The 23,280-nt window shown below is 69.7% G+C and carries 23 protein-coding genes and 1 pseudogene; 14 read left to right on the forward strand and 10 right to left on the reverse strand.

Annotation, left to right across the window (positions count from 1 at the left end):
* Positions 1-365 precede the first annotated feature (365 nt).
* A pseudogene (locus tag ACFWV3_RS33610) lies at positions 366-1,594 on the forward strand (IS110 family transposase).
* Positions 1,595-1,777: 183 nt separating this feature from the next.
* On the opposite strand, the gene ACFWV3_RS33615 reads toward ACFWV3_RS33610, so the two are convergent.
* On the reverse strand, positions 1,778-2,137 hold the full coding sequence (locus tag ACFWV3_RS33615; protein ID WP_382417551.1) for a hotdog fold thioesterase: 360 nt from the start codon (positions 2,135-2,137) through the stop codon (positions 1,778-1,780).
* Between ACFWV3_RS33615 and polA the strand changes: the two genes are divergently transcribed.
* The 3 genes from polA to ACFWV3_RS33630 all read left to right on the forward strand — a co-directional run bounded on the left by polA (position 2,136) and on the right by ACFWV3_RS33630 (position 7,343).
* The gene (polA, locus tag ACFWV3_RS33620; RefSeq protein ID WP_382417309.1) at positions 2,136-4,916 is read left to right on the forward strand and encodes a DNA polymerase I; all 2,781 of its coding nucleotides are present in this window, start codon (positions 2,136-2,138) and stop codon (positions 4,914-4,916) included. The genes ACFWV3_RS33615 and polA overlap by 2 nt on opposite strands.
* A 171-nt stretch (positions 4,917-5,087) precedes the next feature.
* Positions 5,088-6,251, forward strand: coding sequence for a glycosyltransferase (locus ACFWV3_RS33625; protein WP_382417311.1), 1,164 nt, complete (start codon positions 5,088-5,090; stop codon positions 6,249-6,251).
* A 42-nt stretch (positions 6,252-6,293) separates the two neighbouring features.
* Positions 6,294-7,343: an Hsp70 family protein gene (locus ACFWV3_RS33630; RefSeq protein ID WP_382417313.1), complete on the forward strand. Its 1,050-nt coding sequence runs from the start codon at positions 6,294-6,296 to the stop codon at positions 7,341-7,343.
* On the opposite strand, the gene ACFWV3_RS33635 is transcribed toward ACFWV3_RS33630, so the two are convergent.
* Together ACFWV3_RS33635 and ACFWV3_RS33640 are read right to left on the reverse strand one after the other, a co-directional pair.
* The gene (locus tag ACFWV3_RS33635; RefSeq protein WP_382417315.1) at positions 7,333-7,527 is read right to left on the reverse strand and encodes a hypothetical protein; all 195 of its coding nucleotides are present in this window, start codon (positions 7,525-7,527) and stop codon (positions 7,333-7,335) included. The two genes, ACFWV3_RS33630 and ACFWV3_RS33635, sit on opposite strands and share 11 nt — an antisense overlap.
* Positions 7,514-7,987 (reverse strand): DUF1453 domain-containing protein, encoded by a 474-nt coding sequence (locus ACFWV3_RS33640; protein WP_382417317.1) that lies wholly within the window; start codon positions 7,985-7,987, stop codon positions 7,514-7,516. Before ACFWV3_RS33640 ends, ACFWV3_RS33635 begins: the two co-directional genes overlap by 14 nt.
* A 63-nt stretch (positions 7,988-8,050) precedes the next feature.
* Between ACFWV3_RS33640 and ACFWV3_RS33645 the strand changes: the two genes are divergently transcribed.
* Entirely contained in the window at positions 8,051-8,653 is a 603-nt protein-coding gene (locus ACFWV3_RS33645) for a TetR/AcrR family transcriptional regulator (RefSeq protein WP_382417319.1), read from the forward strand.
* On the opposite strand, the gene ACFWV3_RS33650 is transcribed toward ACFWV3_RS33645, so the two are convergent.
* Entirely contained in the window at positions 8,650-9,096 is a 447-nt protein-coding gene (locus ACFWV3_RS33650) for a winged helix-turn-helix transcriptional regulator (RefSeq protein WP_382417320.1), read from the reverse strand. The genes ACFWV3_RS33645 and ACFWV3_RS33650 overlap by 4 nt on opposite strands.
* 75 nt (positions 9,097-9,171) lie before the next feature.
* On the opposite strand from ACFWV3_RS33650, the gene ACFWV3_RS33655 reads away from it, so the two are divergent.
* The 8 genes from ACFWV3_RS33655 (at position 9,172) to ACFWV3_RS33690 (ending at position 15,786) form a co-directional block, all read left to right on the forward strand.
* On the forward strand, positions 9,172-9,684 hold the full coding sequence (locus tag ACFWV3_RS33655) for a GNAT family N-acetyltransferase (protein WP_382417322.1): 513 nt from the start codon (positions 9,172-9,174) through the stop codon (positions 9,682-9,684).
* 130 nt (positions 9,685-9,814) lie between these two features.
* Positions 9,815-11,284, forward strand: a complete 1,470-nt coding sequence (locus tag ACFWV3_RS33660) for a hypothetical protein (protein WP_382417324.1) — start codon at positions 9,815-9,817, stop codon at positions 11,282-11,284.
* Positions 11,285-11,298: 14 nt separating this feature from the next.
* Positions 11,299-12,552: a Gfo/Idh/MocA family protein gene (locus tag ACFWV3_RS33665; protein WP_382417326.1), complete on the forward strand. Its 1,254-nt coding sequence runs from the start codon at positions 11,299-11,301 to the stop codon at positions 12,550-12,552.
* A gap of 109 nt (positions 12,553-12,661) precedes the next feature.
* Positions 12,662-13,708 (forward strand): Gfo/Idh/MocA family protein, encoded by a 1,047-nt coding sequence (locus ACFWV3_RS33670; protein WP_382417328.1) that lies wholly within the window; start codon positions 12,662-12,664, stop codon positions 13,706-13,708.
* A gap of 36 nt (positions 13,709-13,744) precedes the next feature.
* Positions 13,745-14,260, forward strand: a complete 516-nt coding sequence (locus ACFWV3_RS33675; protein WP_382417330.1) for a hypothetical protein — start codon at positions 13,745-13,747, stop codon at positions 14,258-14,260.
* A gap of 171 nt (positions 14,261-14,431) precedes the next feature.
* Complete coding sequence (locus ACFWV3_RS33680; RefSeq protein ID WP_086665400.1) at positions 14,432-14,635, forward strand: cold-shock protein; 204 nt, start codon at positions 14,432-14,434, stop codon at positions 14,633-14,635.
* A 69-nt stretch (positions 14,636-14,704) separates the two neighbouring features.
* The gene (locus tag ACFWV3_RS33685; RefSeq protein WP_382417333.1) at positions 14,705-15,277 is read left to right on the forward strand and encodes an AAA family ATPase; all 573 of its coding nucleotides are present in this window, start codon (positions 14,705-14,707) and stop codon (positions 15,275-15,277) included.
* The gene (locus ACFWV3_RS33690; protein ID WP_382417335.1) at positions 15,274-15,786 is read left to right on the forward strand and encodes a hypothetical protein; all 513 of its coding nucleotides are present in this window, start codon (positions 15,274-15,276) and stop codon (positions 15,784-15,786) included. Before ACFWV3_RS33685 ends, ACFWV3_RS33690 begins: the two co-directional genes overlap by 4 nt.
* Positions 15,787-15,790: 4 nt before the next feature.
* Here the strand turns inward: ACFWV3_RS33690 and ACFWV3_RS33695 are convergent, their stop codons facing one another.
* The 6 genes from ACFWV3_RS33695 to ACFWV3_RS33720 all read right to left on the reverse strand — a co-directional run bounded on the left by ACFWV3_RS33695 (position 15,791) and on the right by ACFWV3_RS33720 (position 21,289).
* On the reverse strand, positions 15,791-16,240 hold the full coding sequence (locus ACFWV3_RS33695; RefSeq protein ID WP_382417337.1) for a hypothetical protein: 450 nt from the start codon (positions 16,238-16,240) through the stop codon (positions 15,791-15,793).
* Positions 16,241-16,330: 90 nt separating this feature from the next.
* Positions 16,331-16,906 carry a TetR/AcrR family transcriptional regulator gene (locus tag ACFWV3_RS33700; RefSeq protein WP_382417339.1) on the reverse strand — a complete coding sequence of 192 codons (576 nt, stop codon included), beginning with the start codon at positions 16,904-16,906 and terminating at the stop codon, positions 16,331-16,333.
* Positions 16,903-18,819: a YhgE/Pip family protein gene (locus ACFWV3_RS33705; protein WP_382417341.1), complete on the reverse strand. Its 1,917-nt coding sequence runs from the start codon at positions 18,817-18,819 to the stop codon at positions 16,903-16,905. The genes ACFWV3_RS33700 and ACFWV3_RS33705 overlap by 4 nt, the downstream gene beginning before the upstream one ends.
* On the reverse strand, positions 18,816-19,445 hold the full coding sequence (locus ACFWV3_RS33710; protein ID WP_382417343.1) for an ATP-binding cassette domain-containing protein: 630 nt from the start codon (positions 19,443-19,445) through the stop codon (positions 18,816-18,818). The genes ACFWV3_RS33705 and ACFWV3_RS33710 overlap by 4 nt, the downstream gene beginning before the upstream one ends.
* Positions 19,446-19,524: 79 nt before the next feature.
* Positions 19,525-20,445, reverse strand: coding sequence for a GNAT family N-acetyltransferase (locus ACFWV3_RS33715; RefSeq protein ID WP_382417345.1), 921 nt, complete (start codon positions 20,443-20,445; stop codon positions 19,525-19,527).
* 10 nt (positions 20,446-20,455) lie between these two features.
* Entirely contained in the window at positions 20,456-21,289 is an 834-nt protein-coding gene (locus tag ACFWV3_RS33720; RefSeq protein ID WP_382417347.1) for a class I SAM-dependent methyltransferase, read from the reverse strand.
* A 182-nt stretch (positions 21,290-21,471) separates the two neighbouring features.
* Here ACFWV3_RS33720 and rpsA point away from each other — a divergent pair, with 182 nt between their 5' ends.
* Complete coding sequence (gene rpsA, locus ACFWV3_RS33725) at positions 21,472-22,962, forward strand: 30S ribosomal protein S1 (protein ID WP_090054518.1); 1,491 nt, start codon at positions 21,472-21,474, stop codon at positions 22,960-22,962.
* Positions 22,963-23,280 lie beyond the last annotated feature (318 nt).

The raw sequence follows: 23,280 nt of genomic DNA on the forward strand, positions 1-23,280 counted from the left end.
GCCACCCAGGCAGAAGGCGTCTTGGGTTGACACCCCTACCTCGTTGCAGCGAGAGCTGTGGTGCGACTCGTGACGGGGACCCCACCGCGGGAGCGCTCGTTCGTGCGGGGGAGTACTGCTCGGCTAATGAGTGCTGAGCCGGTCGTCTGGCAGGCTCGGCTTGTGGCCGCTGGTGGGTGAGCACTCTGCTCGGGTGGAGTTGTTGAGTCCTTGGCGAAGACTGTGCCCTCGCCAGTTGCCGGGAGAACGTGATCGCTGCTGGGATGTTGTGCCCGTCGAGGGTGGCGTGAGCACTGTTCATTAGCTTGCGACGAGTTCTCCCGAGGGCCGCTGACATTCGGGTGGTGGGACGGGGGAACAGGGTGTTGTTGCTGGTCGGTGATGACTGGGCCGAGGATCACCACGATGTCGAGTTGATGGACGTGGGTGGGCGGCGGCTGGTCAAGGCCCGGTTGCCTGAGGGTGTGGCGGGGATGGCGCGGTTGCATGCGTTGATCGCTGAGCACACCGGTGATGCCGATCCTGAGGATGTCGAGGTGCGGGTCGGGATCGAGACTGACCGTGGTCCGTGGGTGCAGGCGTTGATCGCGGCGGGCTACGCGGTGTTCGCGATCAATCCGATGTCGGTGGCCGGGTTCCGGGGCCGGCACCGGGTGTCGGGGGCGAAGAGCGATCCGGCGGACGCGCATGTGCTGGCTGATGTGGTCCGCACCGAGGCGCACCAGTTGCGCATGGTGGCGGGTGACACGGCCGGGGTCGAGGCGATCAAGATGCTCACGCGGACACACAAGACGCTGATCTGGGAACGGACTCGGCACGGCCTGCGGTTGCGGCACTCGTTGCGGGAGTATTTCCCGGCCGCGTTGGTGGCGTTCAAGGATCTGGACGCGCCGGACACGCTGGAGCTGCTGGGCCGGGCTGCTGACCCGGATGCCGCGAAGCGGTTGTCGTTCAAGCAGATCCGCGGCGCACTGCACCGTGCCCGGCGCCGCGACCTCGACACCAAGGCCGCCGAGGTCCAGGCCGCGTTGCGCACCGAGCATCTGGGTCAGCCGCCGGTGGTGACCGCCGCCTACGCCGCGACCACTCGCGCCACGCTCGCGGTCCTGGCCGTGCTCAATGAGCAGATCCGTGAGCTCGAAGGCGAGGTCGAGGCCTATTTTGGCCGGCACCCGGACGCTGAGATCGTCTTGTCCCAGCCGGGGATGGGACGCGTTCTCGGTGCTCGGGTGCTCGCCGAGTTCGGAGACGACCACGCCCGTTATGTCAGTGCGAAGGCCCGCAAGACGTCGCCGGCACCAGCCCGCTGACCATCCGGTCGGGCAAGAAGAAGACCGTGCGGACCCGCTACGTCCACAACGACCGGCTTGTCGACGCCCTCATGGCACAGGCGTTCGTCGCCATGCGGGTCAGCCCCGGAGCCCGCGTCTACTACCAGCGGCAACGCGCCCGCGGCCTCGGCCACAACGCGGCCTTACGCCAACTCGCCAACCGCCTCGTCGGCATCCTGCACGGCTGCCTCAAAACCCGCACCACCTACAACGAGACCACCGCCTGGGCCCACCACACCAACATCAACAACGCCGCAGCTTGACACCCCTAGCAACTGGGATGTCTTCGCCTTCGCTTGTGCTCGCCTTCGGCTTCGCGGGCGGGATCGCGGCTGTCGGTCGAGTCGTGGAGGTCATGCCTTCACGATGGCGGGGCGGTCCCGGTCGGACAGCGCGGTTGACCGTAAAGCTGGGGTGGGGTTTACCGCAGTGTCGAACCTGCGGAGTCACGCACCCGGAGGCTTGGGGCGCAGGATGCAGGTGAGGCGGGCGGTGCAGGTGCGCTTGCCCTCCTCGTCGGTCACGACGATCTCGTAGGTCGTCGTGCTGCGGCCCAGGTGGATGGGCTTGGCCACGCCGGTCACGATGCCCTCGCGGGCGGCTCGGTGGTGGGTGCAGGACAGTTCCAGTCCCAGTGCGATGGAGCCGAACTTCGCCGCGTGCAGGGCGGAGCCCAGGGAGCCGAGCTGTTCGGCGAGCACGGCGTTCGCGCCGCCGTGCAGCAGGCCGAACGGCTGGCGGTTGCCCTTCACCGGCATCGTGCCGATCATCTCGTCGACATCCCATCGGGTGATTTCGATGCCCATGCGGAGGTGCAGCTGCTCGTTCTCGAACTCCTGCGGCAGGTCGAAGGTCACACGTGCTCCAAGGCCTCAAGCGAAACTGTCAGACCCCCACCCTAGACTCGGGCTCGTGACTCCCTCAGACGTGAAGCGGCTCCTGCTCATCGACGGTCACTCGATGGCCTACCGAGCGTTCTACGCCCTGCCCGCCGAGAACTTCGTGACGAAGACGGGCCAGGTCACGAACGCCGTGTACGGCTTCACGTCCATGTTGATCAACATCCTCCGCGACGAGAAGCCGACGCACGTGGCGGTGGCGTTCGACGTGTCGCGCAAGACGTTCCGCTCCGAGCAGTACCCGGAGTACAAGGCCGGTCGCTCCTCGACGCCGGACGAGTTCCGCAGCCAGGTCTCCCTCATCAAGGACGTGCTCGCCACGCTGAGCATCCCGACGATGGAGAAGGAGAACTACGAGGCGGACGACATCATCGCGACCCTGACCACGCAGGCCGTGGCGCAGGGGGTCGAGGTGGAGATCGTCACCGGCGACCGCGACGCGTTCCAGCTGGTCAACGACAAGGTCACGGTGCTGTACCCGGTCAAGGGCGTCTCCGAGATGGGCCGGTTCACCCCGGCCTACGTCGAGGAGAAGCACGGCGTGCGGCCCGACCAGTACGCCGACTACGCGGCGGTGCGCGGCGACTCGTCGGACAACCTGCCGAACACGCCCGGCGTGGGCCCCAAGACGATCATCAAGCTGCTCAACCAGTTCGGCGGGCTCAACGAGCTGGTCGACCGCATCGACGAGGTGCCGGGCAAGGTCGGCGAGGCGCTGCGCGGCAACCTGGCGAACATCATCATGAACCGCCAGCTCACCGAGCTGGTCAAGGACGTCGAGCTGCCGTACGCGATCGACGGCCTCGAGGTGCAGCAGTGGGACCGCGACGCGGTGCACCGGCTGTTCGACGAGCTGGAGTTCCGCGTCCTGCGCGACCGCCTGTTCCAGACGCTGACGACCGCGGAGCCCGAGGCCGAGGAGGGCTTCGAGGTCTCCGGCGGCGCGATCCCGGCCGGCACGCTCGCCCAGTGGCTCGACAAGAACGCGCGCAAGACCCGCGTCGGCGTCGCGTTGCGCATCACCACCGACCTGGAGGGCGTCGCGCTCTGCACGGCCGACGGCGAGGGCGGGTACGTCGACGTCACGGAGCTGAACGAGGCCGACGAGCAGGCGCTGGCCGCGTGGCTGGCCGACGAGGGCGTCGCCAAGGCGGGCCACGACCTGAAGCTGCCGCTGCGCCGCGTGCGCGCCCGCGGGTGGAAGCTGCGCGGCCTCACCTCGGACACGGCGCTGGCCGCCTACCTGGTGCGTCCCGGCCAGCGCTCGTTCGCGCTCGACGACCTGGCGCTGCGCTACCTCAAGCGCGAGCTGCGCGCGGAGGAGTCGGGCGACGGCCAGCTGTCGCTGCTGGCCGACGAGTCCGAGGAGGCGCAGAAGATCGCCACCGGCTCGATCCTGCGCGCGCGGGCCGTCGCCGAGCTCGCCGACCGCCTCGACGAGGAACTGGTCACCATCGGCGGCGCCGACCTGCTGGCCGACCTCGAGCTGCCGCTCATGAACGTGCTCGACGAGGTCGAGGCCGTCGGCATCGCGATCGACGTCGACCACCTCTCCGAGCTGGAGGCGCACTTCGCGGCGGGCGTGAAGCAGGCGGCGCAGGACGCGTACTCGGTGATCGGCAAGGAGATCAACCTCGGCAGCCCGAAGCAGCTGCAGGCGGTCCTCTTCGACGAGCTGAACATGCCGAAGACGAAGAAGACCAAGACCGGCTACACCACGGACGCCGACGCGCTGCAGGACCTGTTCGAGAAGACCGAGCACCCGTTCCTGCAGTACCTGCTCTCGCACCGCGACGTGACGAGGCTCAAGTCCACGGTGGACGGCCTGCTGAAGTCGGTCGCCGACGACGGCCGCATCCACACGACGTTCCACCAGACCATCGCCGCCACGGGCCGGCTGTCCTCGACGGACCCGAACCTGCAGAACATCCCGATCCGCACGGACGAGGGCCGCCGCATCCGGCAGGCGTTCGTCGTCGGCGAGGGCTACGCGGAGCTGATGACCGCGGACTACAGCCAGATCGAGATGCGGATCATGGCGACGCTGTCCGGCGACGAGGGCCTGATCGCGGCGTTCAACTCCGGCGAGGACCTGCACACCTACGTGGCCTCGCAGGCGTTCTCGATCCCCACCTCCGAGGTGACGGGCGAGATGCGCCGCCGGATCAAGGCGATGTCGTACGGCCTCGCCTACGGCCTGTCGGTGTTCGGCCTGTCGCAGCAGCTGCGCATCCCGACCGAGGAGGCGCGCGAGCAGATGGAGGCGTACTTCAACCGCTTCGGCGGCGTGCGCGACTACCTCAACGAGATCGTGAAGAAGGCCGGCAAGGACGGCTACACCGAGACGGTCCTCGGCCGCCGCCGCTACCTGCCGGACCTGACGTCGGACAACCGCCAGCGCCGCGAGATGGCCGAGCGCATGGCCCTCAACGCGCCGATCCAGGGCAGTGCGGCGGACATCATCAAGGTGGCGATGCTGGGCGTGTACCGCGCGCTGGAGTCGTCCGGCCTGCGCTCGCGGATGCTGCTGCAGGTCCACGACGAACTGGTGCTCGAGATCGCCGAGGGCGAGCGCGAGGCCGTGGAGGCCCTGGTGCGTGACCAGATGGGCAACGCCTACCAGCTCCAGGTGCCGCTGGAGGTCTCGGTCGGTGTCGGCCGCTCGTGGGACGACGCCGCGCACTGACCCGCGGCCGGTAGAGCCCGAACGCGACACAGCCCGCCACCGCACGACGCGGTGGCGGGCTGAGTGCTGTCTGGCCCCCATTGGAACTTATAGCGCGTGGGGGGACTTGCCGCAAGACCGGGGGCAGCCCGCACACTTCGTGCCCTGACCAGCGGATACGAGGTGTTCGAGATGCGATTCTTGCTGTCCACGATCGGGTCGCGCGGCGAGGCCCAGCCCGTCACGGCACTGGCCGTGCGGCTCCAGGCGTCCGGCCACGACGTGCGGGTCGTGGCCCCACCCGACTTCGCCGAGCTGGTGACCGGCAACGGCATCGGTTTCACCCCGGTCGGCCCGGTGCTGCGCACCGTCACGGCCATCAAGCCGGAGGACCTGCCCCGGCTCGCCGAGGAGTCGGTCCGGGAGCAGTTCCGGGTCGTCGCCGAGGCGGCACAGAACGCGGATGTCGTCGTGGCGGGCGGCGCGCTGCAGCACGCGGCTCGTTCGGTTGCGGAAAGCATGGGCGCGCACTACGTCTATGCCAGCTTCTGCGCGAACACGCTGCCCTCACCGCACCACGCCCCGCCCGCGATGCTGGGACGGGTGCCGGTGGACGGGACGCCCGAGGAAAACCTGGCGCAGTGGGAACAACACCGCCGCTACTTCACGAGCTCACGCGACACCCTCAACGCCGAACGCGTCAAGCTCGGGCTCGAGCCCGTCGACGACGTCCGCGACCACATCTTCGGCGACTCCCCGTGGCTCGCCGCCGACCCGGTGCTCGGTCCGTGGCCCGGTCCCGGTGACCTCGTCCAGACGGGCGCGTGGCTCCTCGACGACCGGCGTCCGCTCGGCGACGAGCTGGAGGCGTTCCTCGCGCAGGGCGACCAGCCGGTCTACTTCGGACTCGGCAGCATGCGGGGTGCCCAGCAGGCGGCTGACAGCGCGGTCGAGGCCGTTCGGGCCCTGGGTAAACGTGTTGTCCTGCAACGAGGTTGGGCGGACCTGAGTCTCACGGACGACGCCGGTGACTGCATCGCGATCGGTGAGGTGAACCAGCGGGCGCTGTTCCGGAGGGTCGCCGCGGTCGTGCACCACGGCGGCGCCGGCACCACGACGACCGCCGCGGCGGCGGGCGTGCCCCAACTGGTGCTGCCCCACATGTACGACCAGTACTACTGGGGCACGCAGGTGGAACGGCTGAAGGTCGGCCGGTCCGCGGCCACCGTGACGCCCGAAGTCCTCGGCGAGGTGCTCGAACGACGGGACCAAGCCGCCGAGATGGCCGCCCGGGTCACCACGGACGGCGCGGAGAGGGCGGCACGGCTGCTGTCGGATGTGAACCGGTTCGGCTGAGACGCACGTGTCGTGGGTGTCCGCGCATGAGGGAGACCTGCGATGCCGTACCAGGTTGGGCTCGATCTCGGATCCGCAGGCACCGCGGTGGCGACCGACCGCGGTGTCACCACCACCCCGCGCCGCACCGGGTCGCCGGCGGGGGAGATCCCGCAGGTCCTCGACGACCTCGCGCGACGGCACGGGGAACCGCCGAGCCGCGTCGCGCTGGCGCACCCGCTGACCTGGCCGCACGAGCACCTCGAACAGCTGCGCCAGGACCTCATCGACACCGGTCGCCCGGACGTGCTGTTCGTGCCCGCCCCGCACGCCGCCGCCCTCGCGTTCGACGAGGACGCGCGGATGCCCGAGCACGGCACGGTCGCGGTGGTCGACTTCGGCGCCACCGGGTGCGACATCGCGGTGCTGCGCAAGCAGGGCGTGTTCCTGCTGGCGGGGCAGCCGGAACGGGTCGAGGGCGGCGGGCACCTGTTCGACGACCTGGTGGCGGAGCACGTGATCGCGAAGATCGGGACGCACAGCCGGGAGCTCCTGCGCAGCTGCGTCGAGGCGAAGGAGCTGCTCGGCAGCTATCCGGAGGTGCGGATCCCGTACGTCGCGGACAACGGCGAGATGCGCGAGGTCCGCTTCAGCAGGCTGGAGCTCGAGTCGCTCATCCGGCCGTCGGTCGGGCTCGCCGTCGACGCGCTGGAACGGCTCGCGGGGCTGTGCGTGCCCGACGTCGTCCTGCTCGTTGGCGGCTCGTCGCGGATTCCGTTGGTGGCCAAGGAGATCTCGGCGCGACTGGACATCCCGGTGCTGCGGGCACCCGACGGCGCCACGGCGACAGGTGCTCTGCTGGAGGCGAAGCAGCTGGAACCCGGACCGGCGCAGGAGACGACCGTCGAGGTGCCGGTGCCCAGAGCCGAGGACGAGAAACCGAAACGGCACCTCCAGACCACACCGTTCATCGCCACCGGGCTGCTCGCGCTCGTTCTCGGAGGAGGTTGGGCAGCGCACGAGGCGATGAACCAGCCACAGGTGCACACGGAGAACACGAGCGTGCGCCTCGAAGCACCGGGAACGGCCGAACTTCCTTGCATCACCGAGTGATCGCGCGAATCTCGTTCAACGTCGCGTCGATCTCCTCTGGTGTGTTGAGGATCGACGTACCGACGCGCGGGTCGAGCCGGAACTCACGCCGCACGGCGCCCCAGTCCAGTCCCGGCGCGGACGACGCCGCGGCCCGTGCCACGGCGAGCAGGCCGGCCCCGACGAGGAAGTCACGACGAACCATGCCTCCCATGGAACCGCCCGCCGCCGCCGTTGGACAGCGGCTCCCTCGAAGGCGCGAACGGCACGCCCGTGTTCAAGGCCTTGGCGCCGATCGCGCACAGCTCCCCGAGCATGCCGACGCCGATCGACAGCTGCGTGGGCGCGTGCCCGCCGATCAGCAGCCCCAGACCGATGCTCGCGCCGAGCGACACCGCCCACACCGCCAACGTCCACGGCGTGTACCGCTGCCACAGGTGGCCGTCCCGCTCGAACAGCTTGATCGTCATGCCCCGCAGCGCGCCGAACGCGAACCCGACGGCGAGGGGGAGCAGGTAGACGAGGTGGAACTCCTCCACGGCCCGGATGCCGAAGAACAACAGGAACGCGGGCGGCGCCAGCAGGTCGCGGGCGTTGAGCGGCTCGCCCAGGAACCGGCGCACGAGCACGTACAGCACACCGGCCGCTATCAGCGCATATGTCATCGAAATCCCCTAAGTAGCATGACCCTGCTACTTAAACTAGCAGGGTCATGCTAGAAAAGGGAGGTGTCACCGAGAGTCGTCGATCCCGTCGCTCGTCGTCAGTCCGTCGCCGAGGCGGTGTTCCGCGTGGTCGTGCGGGACGGCGTGGAGCAGGCGTCGCTGCGCAACGTCGCGGTGGAGGCGGGGCTCGCGATCGGCTCGATCCGGCACTACTTCGACAGCCACGACGACATGATCATCTTCGCGGTCGAGGCGCTGATCCGCTCGATCGACGACCGGGTCATGGCGCACGTGACGGCGATGGGGGACCGGACCGATCCGAGACGTCCCGGTGAACGCGTGCTGAGCGAGGTGCTCCCGCTCGACGAGCGCCGGCGTGACGAAGCCGTGCTGTGGCTGGCCTTCGCGACCGCCGCGCGCACACGGCCGTCGTTGCTGCCGCACGCCGAGAAGCTCTACGACGGCCTGCGCCAGCTGTGCCTGCGCGCGGTGACCGTGATGGCCGAGGCGGGGACCATCGCGTCGTCGCTCGACCTCGGGCTGGAAGCCGAACGGCTGGCGTCGCTGCTGAACGGCCTCACCGTCGACGGGGTGCTGCACCCGGACCGGATGACGCCGGATCTCACGGTGTCACTGCTGCGCAGGCACCTCGACTCGTTGCGTTAGGCCCTCGCCGTCACCTGCACGTCGCGCGCCGTCAGTTCGGCGCCGCAGCCCGTGCACTCGACCTTCGCCCGCACGCCACCACCGCAGTCGCGGTGGTGCAGGTGGAACGACTCCTCCTCGTCGGGCGCCATCCACTTCTCGCCCCACGTGCGCAATGCCATCAGCACGGGATAGAGGTCGCGGCCCTTGTCCGTGAGCCGGTATTCGTGCCGTGTGCGTCCATCGACCTGATAGGGCACACGCTTGAGCACGCCTTCCTGCAGCAGCACGTTCAGGCGGTCTGTCAGAACGCTGCGCGAGATCTCCATCGTGGACTGGAAGTCCTCGAAGCGGCGGGTGCCCAGGAAGATCTGGCGGAGCAGCAGCAGTGTCCAGCGCTCGCCCAGCAGTGCGGCGGGGCGGCTCAGGGTGCACGGCATGCTGGCGAAGCTCGCGTACGACATGAACCCAGGATATCCCTTGCGTTCGTTTTTCGAACTCAGCTACAGTTCGGATTCCGAACTCAGGGGGTCGACCTCATGCGCGTCACCGAGCTCCACCGCGAGAACGCAGGCGAAGCCGTCGACGCGGTGTTCGCGGGACTGTCCGCGCGAAGCCGCTACCTGCGGTTCCACTCGCCGACGCCGCGGCTGACCTCGTCCGCCCGGCGCGTGCTCACCGACGTCGACGGCGAACGGCACGCGGCCGTGTGCGCCCGCGTCGGCGGCGACCCGGTCGGCATCGCGCGCGTGATCAAGACCGCCGGGTGCGGTGCGGAGATCGCGGTCGCCGTGGTGGACCGGTGGCAACGGCGGGGCGTCGGCCGCCGGATGCTGGAGGAGCTGACGTCGGTCGCGGCCAGGATGGGCGTCGCGGAGCTGCACGGCGACGTCCTGCACGACAACCACGCGATGCTGGCGCTCGTGAAGAAGGTGCTGCCGGGCGTTCGACTGACGAGAGAGGTCGACACGGTGCACCTCAGCTACCCGCTCGCGTGGGTCACCGCGGAGATCACCGACGCCGACCTGGTGAACAGCGTGCTCGGGATCTGACGGAGGTCTGCCCGTCCAGGCGGAGATCACCGCCCACGAGGGCACGTTCACCGTTGACCGGCCAGGACGGGGGAAACACAGGCCGTTCGACCGGACCAAAACTTCACATCGCCTTGCTACGGTGGCCCGCATGAAGACGTGGGGGATGATGGCGGTCGCCGCGGCGGCCATCACGTTCGGGTCGACGCTGGCGATGCCCGACGTGGCGGAGGCGGCCGCCGAGGGCGGGGTCGTCTGCGGGACGTACGAGGCCAACTCCAAGATCACCCGCAGCGAGATCCTGGCGCGCTCGCGCACGTGGATCAGCGCCCGCGTCCCCTACAGCCAGAGCGACTGCTTCGGCAACAAGTACGGCGCCTACCGCACCGACTGCTCCGGCTTCGTCTCCATGGCGTGGGGCCTGCGCATCTCCTACACGACCCACATCCTCGAGCAGGTCGCGCACCGCATCGACTGGGAGGACCTGCGCCCTGGCGACGCGCTCAACGACCGCGAGAACCACGTCGCGCTGTTCATCGGCTGGGCCGACGCCGCCAAGACGCGGCCGATCGTGCGCGAGCAGGCGGGTCCCGACGGCAGCAGGCCGATCCAGCGCGTCTGGAGCACGAGCACCGCCCGCCGGTACGTGCCGCTGCGCTACAACAACCTCGTCGAGTCCGGTGGCGCGAGCACCGGCAGCGAGAGCCCGGTGACCGACAAGACGATCGTCAACGCCGGCCCGCAGATCTCCAACACCGGCCAGCAGCAGCTCGAGGTCTTCGCGCGCGCGGCCGACGGCACGATCGTCACGAACTTCCACAAGACGAGCCGCTGGAACGGCTGGCAGCAGCTCGGCCAGGAGACCTTCGCCGGCGACCCGGTCGCGCTGATGAACCCCGAGACGAAGATCGTCGAGGTGTTCGCGCGCGGCACGGACGGCAAGATCTACCGCCGCGTCGACGGCAAGTGGCTCGCGCTCGGCGACACGGTCGTCGCGGGCGACCCGGTGCTCGCGTGGAACGACAAGGCCAAGGCCGTCGAGGTCCTCGCCCGCGGTGAGGACGGCTCGCTCCTGCGCTTCACGGACAAGTGGGCCCCCCTCGGCGACCGCAAGATCCAGGGCAACCCGGCCGTCGCCGACAAGGACGTCTACGCGCGGTCCGCCGACGACAAGCTGGTCAAGTGGGACGGCACGACGTGGGCCGACCAGGGCGACACGAAGGTCCTCAGCGACCCGAGCATCGCCGTCGACCAGGTCTTCGTGCGCACCGCGTCCGGCAGCGTCGAGCAGTACGCGGCGGGCGTCTGGAAGTCGCTCGGCGGCAAGGGCACCGGCGCGCCGTCGGCGGTCTACAACTCGACGACCGGCTCGATTGACGTCGTGCAGCTCGGCGAGAACGGCATCGTCGAGCACTCGCGCGCGACCGACAACGGCTGGACCGCGTGGACCAAGCTCGGCACCACGAAGGTCGCCGAGGCGCCCAACGCGATGTACCACGCGCAGACCAAGACCGTCGAGGTCTTCGCCCGCACCGAGGACGGCAAGCTCCTCCGCCGCTTCTACAAGGAGAAGGCCGGCTGGAGCCAGTGGGCGCTGCTCAGCGACCGCGGCATCGGCTGACCCCGCGCACCTGAATGGCCCGCAGGCGGTACGCGGTCGTCGGCACGGGCGCGCGGGCCGAACGGCACGTCCGCGCCATCGCCGTCGAGCACGCCGCCACCTGCGAGCTGGTCGCGTTCGCCGACGTCAACCACACGCGGATGGCCGCCCACAACGAGCGGCTGGCCGAACCGGTCCCCGGCTACGACGCCGCCGACTTCCTGAAGATGCTGCACGAGCAACGCGTCGACGTCGTCGTCGTGACCACGGTCGACCGCTTCCACGACACGTACATCGTCGAGGCGTTGGACGCCGGGTGCGATGTCGTGACGGAGAAGCCGATGACGACCGACGTCGCGTCCGCCGACAAGATCCTCGACGCCGTGGACCGCAACGACGGCACCGTCACCGTCACGTTCAACTACCGCTACAACCCGATCCACGAAAAGGTTCGGTCGCTGCTCGCCGACGGCGCCGTCGGCGAGATCGGGTCGGTGCACTTCGAGTGGCTGCTCGACACGCGGCACGGCGCCGACTACTTCCGCCGCTGGCACCGCGACAAGGCCAACTCCGGCGGTCTGCTGGTGCACAAGGCCACACACCACTTCGACCTGCTCAACTGGTGGGTCGGCTCGGTGCCGGAGACCGTGTACGCGCAAGGCCGGTTGTTCTTCTACGGCGACGAGAACGGCGCACGCCACGGCAACACCGACGACGACCGGTTCGACATCGAGCTGGAGCGCGACGAGTGGCTCAAGAAGCTGTACGTCGACGCACGGCACGAGGACGGCTATCGGCGCGACCAAAACCCGTTCGAACCCGGCGTGTCCATTGAGGACGACATGTCGGTGCTCGTCCGCTATGCCAGCGGGGCGAACCTGACCTACCACCTCACGGCCTACTCGCCGTGGGAGGGCTACCGGCTGATGGTCAACGGCAGCCGGGGCCGCCTGGAGCTGGAGGTCGTGGAGAGCTCGTGGGTCTCCGGGCAGCACCCCGCCGTGCACGGCGCCTCCGCCAGTCCGGAGCAGGGCTGGGCGAAGCTGTCCGTCCAACGCCTCTTCGGGGAACGCGAGGACGTCCCGCTCCGGTTCGACCGCGAGGGCCACGGCGGCGCGGACCGGCGGATGGTCGACGCCCTCTACGGACCGGCCGGTCAGGAGGATCCCCTGGGGCGCAGGGCGACGCACCACGACGGCGTGCTGTCGCTGCTCACCGGGTTCGCGGCCAACCGCAGCATCGAGACGGGAGAGGCGGTCAGGGTCGCCGGCCTGATGCGCCGCCGCTGACGCTGTCACGACCCTGTCGTCGCTGGCGCGGCGGATTGATATTCCACGCACCTGGGCTGATGCTGATGACCGCGCCGTTGGTGGCGGGCGCGCGGGAAGGGTGGACACGATGCGTGTTGCGCTGGTCGGAGCTCGCGGACACGGTGCGCGGCACGTCGAGAACCTCCTGCGCCTCGGCCACGACGGGACGGCGACCTTCGTCGGTGTCGTCGACGTGGCGGACGTCGACGTCCCGGTGCCCGCCTACCCGGACCTGCCGTCGCTGGCCGCCGAGCTGCACCCCGAGGTCGTGGTGATCTCCTCACCGCCGGGGACGCACCGCGACCTCGCGCTGTCCGCGTTCGAGCTGGGCTGCGACGTGCTGGTCGAGAAGCCGGCGGCGTTGACCGTCGCGGAGTTCGACGAGATCTCCGAGGCGGCCGCGGAGCACGGGCTGGTGTGCCAGGTCGGGTTCCAGACCCAGGGCAGGGGCTCCTACCGGCGGCTCTGCTCGTTGATCGGCTCCGGTGCGCTGGGCGACATCTCCGGCATCGGCGCCGCGGGCCGGTGGGTGCGCACGGACTCCTACTACGAGCGCGCGGACTGGGCCGGGCGGCAGGGCGAGGACGGCACGCTCGTGAACCCGTTCGCACACGCCCTGCAGAACGCGCTGCTGCTCGCCGACGTCGAGGAACGGTCCGACGTCGTGGTCGAGCTGGAGCTGTTCCGCTGCCGCGACACGATCACCGCCGACGACACGGCGTGCGTCCGTGTGACGTCAGAAGGCGCACCGCCGGTCGTGGTCGCCACGACACTGTGCGCCGCGACATCGTTGCCACCGGTGGTCCTCGTGCACGGATCGCTCGGGCAGGCCGTGTGGTGGTACGACGACGACAAGCTGACGGTCAACGAGCACCGCATGGCCGTACCTCCGTCGGTGGACCTCCTGGAGAACCTGATCCGGCACCGCCAGACCGGCGAGCCGTTGGTCGCGCCGCTGGCCGCCGCGCGTGCGTTCACGACGGTCGTGGAGCAGTGCGGCAAGGCGGACGTGCCGCTTCTGCCCGCCCGCAGGACCGGCGACCGGGTGGTACTCGACGGCGTTGACGAAGTCGTTGTGAGAGCTGCGGAAAAGATCGCCACGTTCGACGAACTCGGATGCGGTTTCGGGCGGTAGTCTCCCGCGAGGTCCGCTGTGTTCGGGGGTAGTGCGTTGGACACCTACATCGACCTGAGGGACGTCCGGGTGACCGGGTACGTGGCCATGGGTCTCATCGCCCTGGTCGCCGCCGAGTCCGTCTGGGGCACCGTCAACGACTGGCAGGGCGGGTCGTCGTCGTGGAGCTTCCTCGCCATCGTGCTCGTCGTGCCCGCGGGCGTGGCGTCCTTCCTGTGGTTCCGCGGGGCCACCCACAACGCCGAGGCGATCGCGCTGCACGGCGTGCGGACCGTCCCGCAGGTATGGAAGGCGAGCGACCCGACCCAGCGCGAGGTGCCGTTCGACCAGCGCGTGGTGAGTCCGTTGATCAAGCCGTGGCAGTACGCGTTCCTCGCGATGGTCATGACCGACGTCCTCGAGTCGCTGCTGCTCGACACACCGCTCTACGTGGTGTTCTCGACGCTGTCGACGCTGTGCGCCCTGGGAGCAGGAGCCCTCGCGTGCTTCCTGATCTTCCGGATCTCGCTCATGCAGCAGCGGTTCGCCGTGCCGGTTCGCAAGCGTCGATAGGCATCCGCTACACTTCCTCGCTGGTTGCGGTTTTGTGTTCGTGTCTTGCACGCTCGCCGAACTTCAGTTGCGAGCGATTCTCCTTCTTCGCGGTGGGAGTGGTCGGCTCGAGACCAACCACCGGGACGTCCGCACAGTGCGGATCGTCCTTCAGTACAGAAGGAGCAGTACATGGCCAACGGCACCGTCAAGTGGTTCAACGCCGAAAAGGGCTTCGGCTTCATCGCCCCCGAGGACGGCGGCGCTGACGTCTTCGTCCACTACTCGGCTCTCAACGGCGGCGGCTACCGCAGCCTCGAGGAGAACCAGAAGGTCTCGTTCGACGTCACGCAGGGCCAGAAGGGCCCGCAGGCGACGAACGTCACCGCTCTCTGACGTTCGCTGTACGACGGCAGGGCCTCCGGGACTTCCCGGGGGCCCTGCCGTTTTCGTTAGCCTGGCCCGATGCCGTTGCTCGGACCAGCCGACCCGCTGCCGCACGTGCCGCGGCGGGTCCTCGTCGCCGGGAACGCGGGAGCCGGCAAGTCGACCCTCTGCCTGCGCATCGCCGAGCTGCGCGACCTGCGCCGGGTCGAGCTGGACAGCCTGCACTGGGGCCCGCGGTGGACACCGCGCCCGGAGTTCGCCGCCGAGGTCGCCGCGCTCGCCGGGGAGGAGCACTGGGTGACGGAGTACCAGTACCAGGTCGCGCGGCCGGTGCTCGTGCGGCGGGCGGACACCGTGGTGTGGCTCGACCACCGGTTCGTGACGGTGATGGCGCGGCTGGTCGGCCGCACGGTCAGACGGCGCGCGGCCAGGGCGGAGTTGTGGAACGGTAACCAGGAATCGCCGCTGTGGTCGGTGTTCACGGACTCCGGGCACATCCTGCGGTGGGGCTGGAAGTCCTACCGGCGCAACCGGGCCAGGGTGCTCGCCCTCGTCGACCAGGTGGTGGTCGTGCGGCTGCGCGGGCAGGCGCAGGTGGAACGGTGGCTGGCAGGGCCGCTGGCCTCGGTCGGGGAGGAGCGTGCTCGGTGAGAACGGCGCTGGTGCTCGGCGGGACCGGAATGCTGGCGGGCTGCGCGCGGCAGCTGCTGGGACAGGGGTGGCACGTCCTGCTGCCGTCGCGGACCCAGCCGCTGATGGCCGACGACGGTCCCGGACGGGCGGCGCGGGCGTCGATCAGCCGCGGCCACCGCCCGACGTGGGTCAGGGCCGACTGGGCCAAGCCGGACGAGCTCGCGGCCGAGGTCGCGGACGAGCTGCAGGGCAGACCGGTGAACCTGCTGGTGGCGTGGGTGCACACCAGCTACCGCGCGCCCGTCCTCACGGCCGTGCGGCATCTCCTGGCCGAGAACGCGCCGGTGGTGGAGGTGCACACGTGCGGTCCGGTGCCGGACCCCGTGCTGCCCCACCCCACGCAGCAGGTGCTGCTCGCGCACTTCACCCACGAGACGTCGCTGCGCACGAGCCGTGCGGTGCTGGAAGCGGTCGAACGGGCGTTGGAGGGACGGGCGCCCTCGCTGCACCACGAGGACGCCCGCTGAACGGCTAGTTCTTCTCGATCTTCGCCCGGCCGATCTCCGCCTGGACCTTGACGCCTCCCGCCAGGTCCACGAGCTGGCGGACGACCACGTCCTCGTCGCGGAGGTCGGCGATCTTGAGCTTGGTCTTCGTCGTGAACTCGAACTCCGCGACCCCGGCCGCCTCGATCTCGGCGACCTCCTCGAAGTCCTCGCTGAGGTCGAGCACCACCGCCGCGCCGTCGAGCACCTGCAGCCGGTAGTCCGACGGGACCTCGGAGGCGAACCCGGTGCGGAACTCGCCCGCGACCTTGATGCCGTCGGGTGTCTCCTCGAGGTCGAGGACTCCTCCGACCGGGGTGAACAGGGCCTGCTGGAAGTCGGCGGTGGCGGTCGCGGGCTCCGCGGCCGGTGCCGGGGTGGCGGCGAGCGCGGCGGAGACGAGCATCGAGGCGGCGAGGGTCAGCAGAGTCGGCATCTCTCGTTCGTACCCGCGGTCCCCGGCCGCCGCCGGGCCGGACGCGTCGCTCGATCGGGCGGCGTCAGCGGGCGGTGTCAGCGGGCGGTGTCAGCGGGCGGAGCGCATCCCGCGCACCAGCAGCATGACCGACTCGCGCACCTCCGCCCGTGACCGCTCCGGCTGGAACACCTGCCAGTCCAGCGCGATCACGAGCAGCGTGCCGAACAGCGCGGCCGAGGCCGTGCCCACCTCGACGCCCTCGGGCAGGCGACCGGCGTCGGACAGGCGCTTCATCTGGCCGCGCACGATCGACACGATGTCGTCGCGCAGCAGCGAGAGGGTGCCGTGCCACTGGCCGGGCGTGCGCCAGAGCTCCGAGACCAGCAGCTGGCCGAACGCCGGGTACTCGGCCCAGAAGCCGAGCATCTCGTCGACCAGGGCCTCCAGCGAGTCGTCGGCGTCCTCGGCGGAGCGCAGCCGGGCGGCGAGGATCTCCACGCCGTGTCGCAGCAGGGCTTCGACCAGGGCGTCCTTCGACGCGAAGTTGTAGTAGATCGTGCCCTTCGCGACGCCCGCCTCCGCGGCGATCTCGTCGACCGTCACCGAGGCCGCGCCCCGTTCGCCGACCAGTCTCAGCGCCGCGTCGAAGAGCTTCTGCTTCGTCGCCGTCGTCCGCGCGCTCACAGCACGAGCTCCGGCTTCAGCTTGGACGCTGTCCACACCCGTTGCCTGTAGGCCGCCACGGACGTCAAGGCTAGGGCCCCGACCAGCCAGGCGAGAAGGATCAATGCGTCGTGACCCACGATGCCGAGGTCACCGCCGTACATCAGGTGCCGCAGGCCGTCGACCGCGTAGCCCATCGGCAGGCCGTAGTGCAGCGGGTACAGCGGCACCGGGATCGTCTGCCACGGGAACGTGCCGCCGGCGCTGACCAGCTGCAGGATCAGCAGGATCAGGCCGAGGAACTTGCCCACGGCGCCGAACGCCGCGTTCAGCGCGTGCAGGATCGCCACGAACGTCAGTGACATCAGCACGAGGAACCCGAACGTGCCGAGGGGGTTCGAGGGCTCGATGTCGACGACGAACCGCACGACCGTGAACATCACGAGCACCTGCACGATGCCCAGCAACGCTCCGGGCAGCCATCCGCCCAACGCGACCCGGAGCGCCGACTGACCGGCGGCCAGCGCACGGCGCGATAGCGGGCGCAGCAGCAGGAACAGCACGAACGCGCCGATCCACGTCGCCAGGCCGAGGAAGAACGGGGCGAGGCCCGCGCCGTACGTGGCCGCCTTCGTCTGCGACAGCCCGCGCACCGCCACCGGGTCGCCGATGGCCTGCGCGATCGCGGCACGCGTCGGGTCGTCCGCGTTCGGGATCTTGTCGACGCCGCCGGTAAGGCCGTCGCGCAGCTGGGCCGAGCCGTCGGCGAGCTGGTTCGCGCCGTCCTTGAGCTTCGTCGTGCCGTCGACGGCCTTCTGCTCGCCGTCGCGCAGCTGCGCCGTGCCGTCCGCGAGCTTCGTGGCGCCGTCGTCGAGCTTGCTGATGCCGTCGACGAGCGCGGGCATCTTCGACGCGAGCAGCTCGGCGCCGTCGGCCACCTGGTCCGCGCCGTTCGAGAGCTTCCGCAGGTCGCCGGCGGCGCCCTGGACCTTGCCGTTGGCGTCGTCGACCGGCTTGCGGACCTGGCCGATGGTGCCGAGCACGCGCTGCACCTGCTCCTCGGTGAAACCCAGCGCCCGCAACCGCGTCGCGATGTCCCCGTCGGCCTGGTCGAGCACGCCGACCAGTGCCTGGGCCTTCTTCGCGTACTCCTCGGCCTGGGTCGCGGCGGTCTCGTTGCCGTTCGCGACCTGGCGCGCACCGCTCGCGAGCTGGCGGGTGCTGTCCGGCAGGACGGAGGTCTGCGAGCGCAGCTGGTGCGTGCCGTCGCGGAGCTGCGCGGCACCGCTGGCCGCCTGCGTCGCGCCGTCGAGCAGCTGGCGCTGGCCGCTGTCGAGGTCGTTCACGCCGGTGCGCAGCTGCGCGGCTCCGTCCGCGAGCTGCCTCGCGCCGTCCGCGGCCTTCGTCGTCTCCTGGCGGATCGTGGAGAAGCCGAGCAGCAGCTTGTCGGCGGCCTCGGTGGAGACCTTCGCCGTCACCGCGCGGCGCACCTCGGAGACGACCTGGTTCGCGATCGTGCTGCCGAGGTAGTTGTTGGCGTCGTTGGTGGTCAGCGTGAGCACGCCCTGGCGGGGCTTGTTCTGCTCGGCGGACGTGAGCGCCTCGGAGAAGTCCTCCGGCAGCGTCAGGGCGAAGACGTACTTGCCCTTGCGCACGCCCTCGTCGGCCTCGTCGACGACCTGCCAGTGGAACTTCTCGCCCTTGAGCAGCTCGTCCGCGACGTCCTTGCCGGCGTTGAGGTCCTTCGCGCCCCTGTCCTTCACGACGAGCGCCGCGGGCACGTTGTTCAGGTTCGAGTACGGGTCCTTGTTGGCGTAGAGGTAGAGCGACGCGTACAGCAGCGGCACGAGCGCCAGTGCCAGGACGGCGAGCTTGGGGAGCTTGCCGGAGGTGATCCGGCGCAGTTCGTTGAAGGCCATGCGAAGGGCGCTCATGCGGTGATCTCCATCGAGGTGGCGTTGTCCTCACCAAGGCGCGCGTGCGGGAGGTCGAGGAGGCGAGCGGAGGTGGTCGAGCACAGGACGACGACGGCCCGTCCGGGGGTCACGTGGTCCTGGGCGAGGGCGAGCCACGCGTGCGGGTCCGGGTGGTAGCGGTCGGGGCTGTCGAGGATCAGCGCCGTGACGCCGGGACGGGCGGCGGCCAGGTCGAGCAGGACCGCGCACCGGGTCTGCGCCGGGACGTGCTCGAAGCGCTTCGCGGCGTGCTCGTCGGCGGCGTGCTCGACCAACCAGTCGTGCACCGCCTTCTTGCCCGACGGCATGCCGTTCATCGCGAGCTCCTCCCCGACGACGGCGGTCAGGCTCAGCGACTCCTCCGGTTCGTTCACCTCGGGGGCGTCGACCAGCACGACCTGCTTGCGCAGCGCCTTCGGGTCCGGCGAGACCGTGCCGGTGGAGGGCTTCATGCGGCCGGAGAGCAGCAGGGCCAGCGCGGTGTGGCCGGCGCCGGGCTCGCCCGCGACCAGCGTCAGCTCGCCCGGCTTCACGGTCAGCGAGGTCGGCCGGAGCAGGGGACCATGGCCCCCGGTGACGCCTGCGCGGCTTGCGTGGATCTCCACGGCCTGTGCCCTTCATTTGAACTGACCGGTCAGTTCAAATTGTGCTCCGCGCAAGGGTGCTCTGCAACTCGGACATAGGTCACCTAAGGGCGGAGGCGGGGCGTACTTCCCAGACGGTCCACAGCGGGCGGTAGCCCTGCCGCGGCCAGAACACGCTGCTCAACGGGTTGGGCGGGTTGTAGTAGAGGTACGTGCCGACCGTGCCCATCCGGTGCAGCTCCTGGTGCACGTGGGCGATGAGCTGCTGGCCGATGCCGGTGCCGCGGGCGCCCGGCAGCACCGAGACGCAGTTCACGTACCCCCACCGGCCGCGCGGCAGCCGCACCGCCGCGGCCGTGCCCGGTTCGGACGACACGATCGCGCACTCGGCCAGCGCCACCGCGATGCCGTCGCGCTCGGCGAGCCAGATCGGGCTGGCGTTGGTGAGGCGTTCGGCGAGCGCGCGTCGTTTGACGGCGGCCGCGTCCGGTCGCACGACCGTCGAGCCGACGTACGACGAGTACTCCAGCTCCGCCAGCGACAGCTCCAGCACCGATTCCAGGTCGTGCGGGGTGGCGCGGCGGATCGTGAGCGTGCGGGGGAGTTGTTGTTGTGGGGCCCGTAGCCGGACCCCGAGCACGGACAGCGGCACCAGGCCGTGGTCGAGGAACGCGCGCGCTGCTCTCGTGTCACGGCTCGGCCAGTGCACGACACACGCGGTGTCTTCACCTATCTCTTGTGTGTCGAGGTGCTTGCGCCATCGGCTCAGAAGCGCGTCCATGCCCTGGGAGGTGCCCACGAGAGGTAAGAGCTCCCAGACCTCCGCGGCCGACCACAGCCGGGTGATCGAGTGGGGTTCGAAGCTCTGGCGGGTGATGACCCCGGCGACGCGCGCGCCGTCCGCGAGCGCCGCCGTGATGACGTGACCGTCCGTCGACGGTTCGGCAGCGGGTGGGAGCAACGGGTCGAGCGACGCGAACCGTGCCGACTGGGCCGCCACGAGTCCGCGTGCCGAGGTCATGGCCGTGAGGTTACGTCGTCAGCCGGGTCCGGAAGATCGCGGTGCCGGGGAAGAGCTTGCCGCGCAGGGGGCTCCACTGGCCCCAGTTGCGGGTGTGGCCCGCCGGCCACTCGGGCTCGACCAGGTCCTCGACGACGAAGCCGGCGGCGGTGAGCGCGCGGACGTAGTCGCCGAGCGTGCGGTGGTGCTCGACGTAGGTGGCGCGGCCCTCCTCGTCGACCTCCACGTACGGCGTGCGGTCGAAGTACGACTGGGTGACGGTGAGGCCGAGCGGACCGGGGTCGTCCGGGAAAATCCACCGCATCGGGTGATTCACCGCGAACACCCACCTCGCGCCCGGCTTGAGCACGCGGGCCAGTTCGCCGAAGACCTCGCCGACGTCCGCGACGAACGGCACGGCGCCGAAGGCGGAGCAGGCGGCGTCGAAGCTCGCGTCCCGGAACGGCAGCTGGTCGGCGCTGGCCTGGACGAGCGGGACGTCGACCCCGGTCTCGGCGTTGTGCTTGCGGGCGTGCCGGAGCATGCCCTCGGAGATGTCGAAGGCGGTCACGTCCGCGTGGTTGGCCTTGAGCCAGCGGGCGCACATGGCACTGCCGCACCCGACCTCGAGGACGCGCTGACCTGCGACGTCACCCAGGAAACGGGTGTCCTCCTCGCGCAGCCCCTCGGGGCACCAGACGAAGTCGGCCGCACCGAGGAAGTCGCCGTGCGTCTCGTGGTAGTCGTCGGCGTCCGCGTCCCACCAGATCCGGTTCGCCAGGCGGGACTCCGCGGCGTCCGCTCCGCGCTTGACGATGCCGGCCGTGCCGAGCGCCTGCTCGGCGCTCGCGTGCTGGTTGGACACACCGCTCCTTCACATGGGGGCTGGTTTGCTTGCGGGTCTCGCGGCCGCGTACGATATCGCGTGCGTAGTGGGGTTAGCGCTGCCCATGATCCAGAAACTGTTCGGAGTCAAGGTTTCCGGGTCGCTGCGCGCGCACCACCACCAGACAATCGATGCCAATCCGTACCGGAGCCACCTACCTAATGTCCACCGACACCACCACCGCCCCCGTTGCCGCTGCGCCGAAGCAGGTCGCGATCAACGACATCGGGACGGAGGAGGACTTCCTCGCAGCTATCGACAAGACGATCAAGTACTTCAACGACGGCGACATCGTTGAGGGCACGATCGTCAAGGTCGACCGGGACGAGGTCCTGCTCGACATCGGCTACAAGACCGAGGGCGTCATCCCCTCGCGCGAACTGTCGATCAAGCACGACGTCGATCCCGCCGAGGTTGTCTCCGTCGGTGACGAGGTCGAGGCTCTTGTTCTCCAGAAGGAGGACAAGGAAGGCCGCCTGATCCTCTCCAAGAAGCGCGCCCAGTACGAGCGCGCGTGGGGCACCATCGAGGCCCTCAAGGAGAAGGACGAGCCCGTCAAGGGCACCGTCATCGAGGTCGTCAAGGGTGGTCTCATCCTCGACATCGGCCTCCGCGGCTTCCTCCCCGCCTCGCTCGTCGAGATGCGTCGCGTCCGCGACCTCCAGCCGTACGTCGGCCGCGAGCTCGAGGCGAAGATCATCGAGCTGGACAAGAACCGCAACAACGTGGTCCTGTCCCGCCGCGCGTGGCTCGAGCAGACCCAGTCCGAGGTCCGCAGCGAGTTCCTCAACCAGCTGCAGAAGGGCCAGGTCCGCAAGGGCGTCGTGTCCTCGATCGTCAACTTCGGTGCCTTCGTGGACCTGGGTGGCGTCGACGGTCTCGTCCACGTCTCGGAGCTGTCCTGGAAGCACATCGACCACCCGTCCGAGGTCGTCGAGGTCGGCCAGGAGGTCACGGTCGAGGTCCTCGACGTCGACATGGAGCGCGAGCGCGTCTCCCTGTCGCTGAAGGCGACCCAGGAAGACCCGTGGCGCCAGTTCGCCCGCACCCACGCGATCGGCCAGATCGTGCCGGGCAAGGTCACGAAGCTGGTTCCGTTCGGTGCGTTCGTCCGCGTGGACGAGGGCATCGAGGGCCTGGTCCACATCTCCGAGCTGGCCGAGCGCCACGTCGAGATCCCGGAGCAGGTCGTCCAGGTCGGCGACGACGTCATGGTCAAGGTCATCGACATCGACCTCGACCGTCGCCGCATCTCGCTGTCGCTCAAGCAGGCCAACGAGGGCTTCACGGTCGACACCGAGTTCGACCCGACCCAGTACGGCATGGCCGCCGAGTACGACGACCAGGGCAACTACATCTACCCCGAGGGCTTCGACCCGGAGACCCAGGAGTGGCAGGACGGCTTCGACAAGCAGCGTGAGGAGTGGGAGCGCCAGTACGCCGAGGCGCACACTCGTTACGAGGCCCACATGAAGCAGATCCGCAAGGCCGCCGAGGCCGAGGAAGAGGCTTCGGCCGAGGGTGCGGGCAACTACACCTCCGGTGGCGACGCCCCGTCCACCTCGGTCGGCGCGCCGGCGCAGTCCGGTGGCACGCTGGCCTCCGACGAGCAGCTCGCGGCGCTCCGCGAGAAGCTGTCGGGCGGCATGTGAGTCGCTAGTTAGACCCTGAAGGCCCCCGTGCTCCGGCACGGGGGCCTTTTGCGTTGCGCGGGCTCGTCTTTCTCGTGGCGAGCAGGTCTGGTTCGTGATCGCAGATCGCCATGAGCACCTGACGTTCGTCGATTTTCGGGTCGGCCAGCGCCCAGGTGATGGGCAGCCCGGCCGGAGTGGAGTCCACGATCCAGGTGGTGCCGGTCCACAGGTCGGTGTCGGCGGCCGGCCACCGCGCCACCTGCTTGATCAGCGGTCACGAACTGATCTTGGACACCCGTCGTCCGTCTTCGGCTACCGCCTCGGCTTACGCACTCC

Origin of the sequence: Lentzea sp. NPDC059081, assembly GCF_042738015.1 — a bacterium.
Taxonomy (GTDB): Bacteria; Actinomycetota; Actinomycetes; order Mycobacteriales; family Pseudonocardiaceae; genus Lentzea.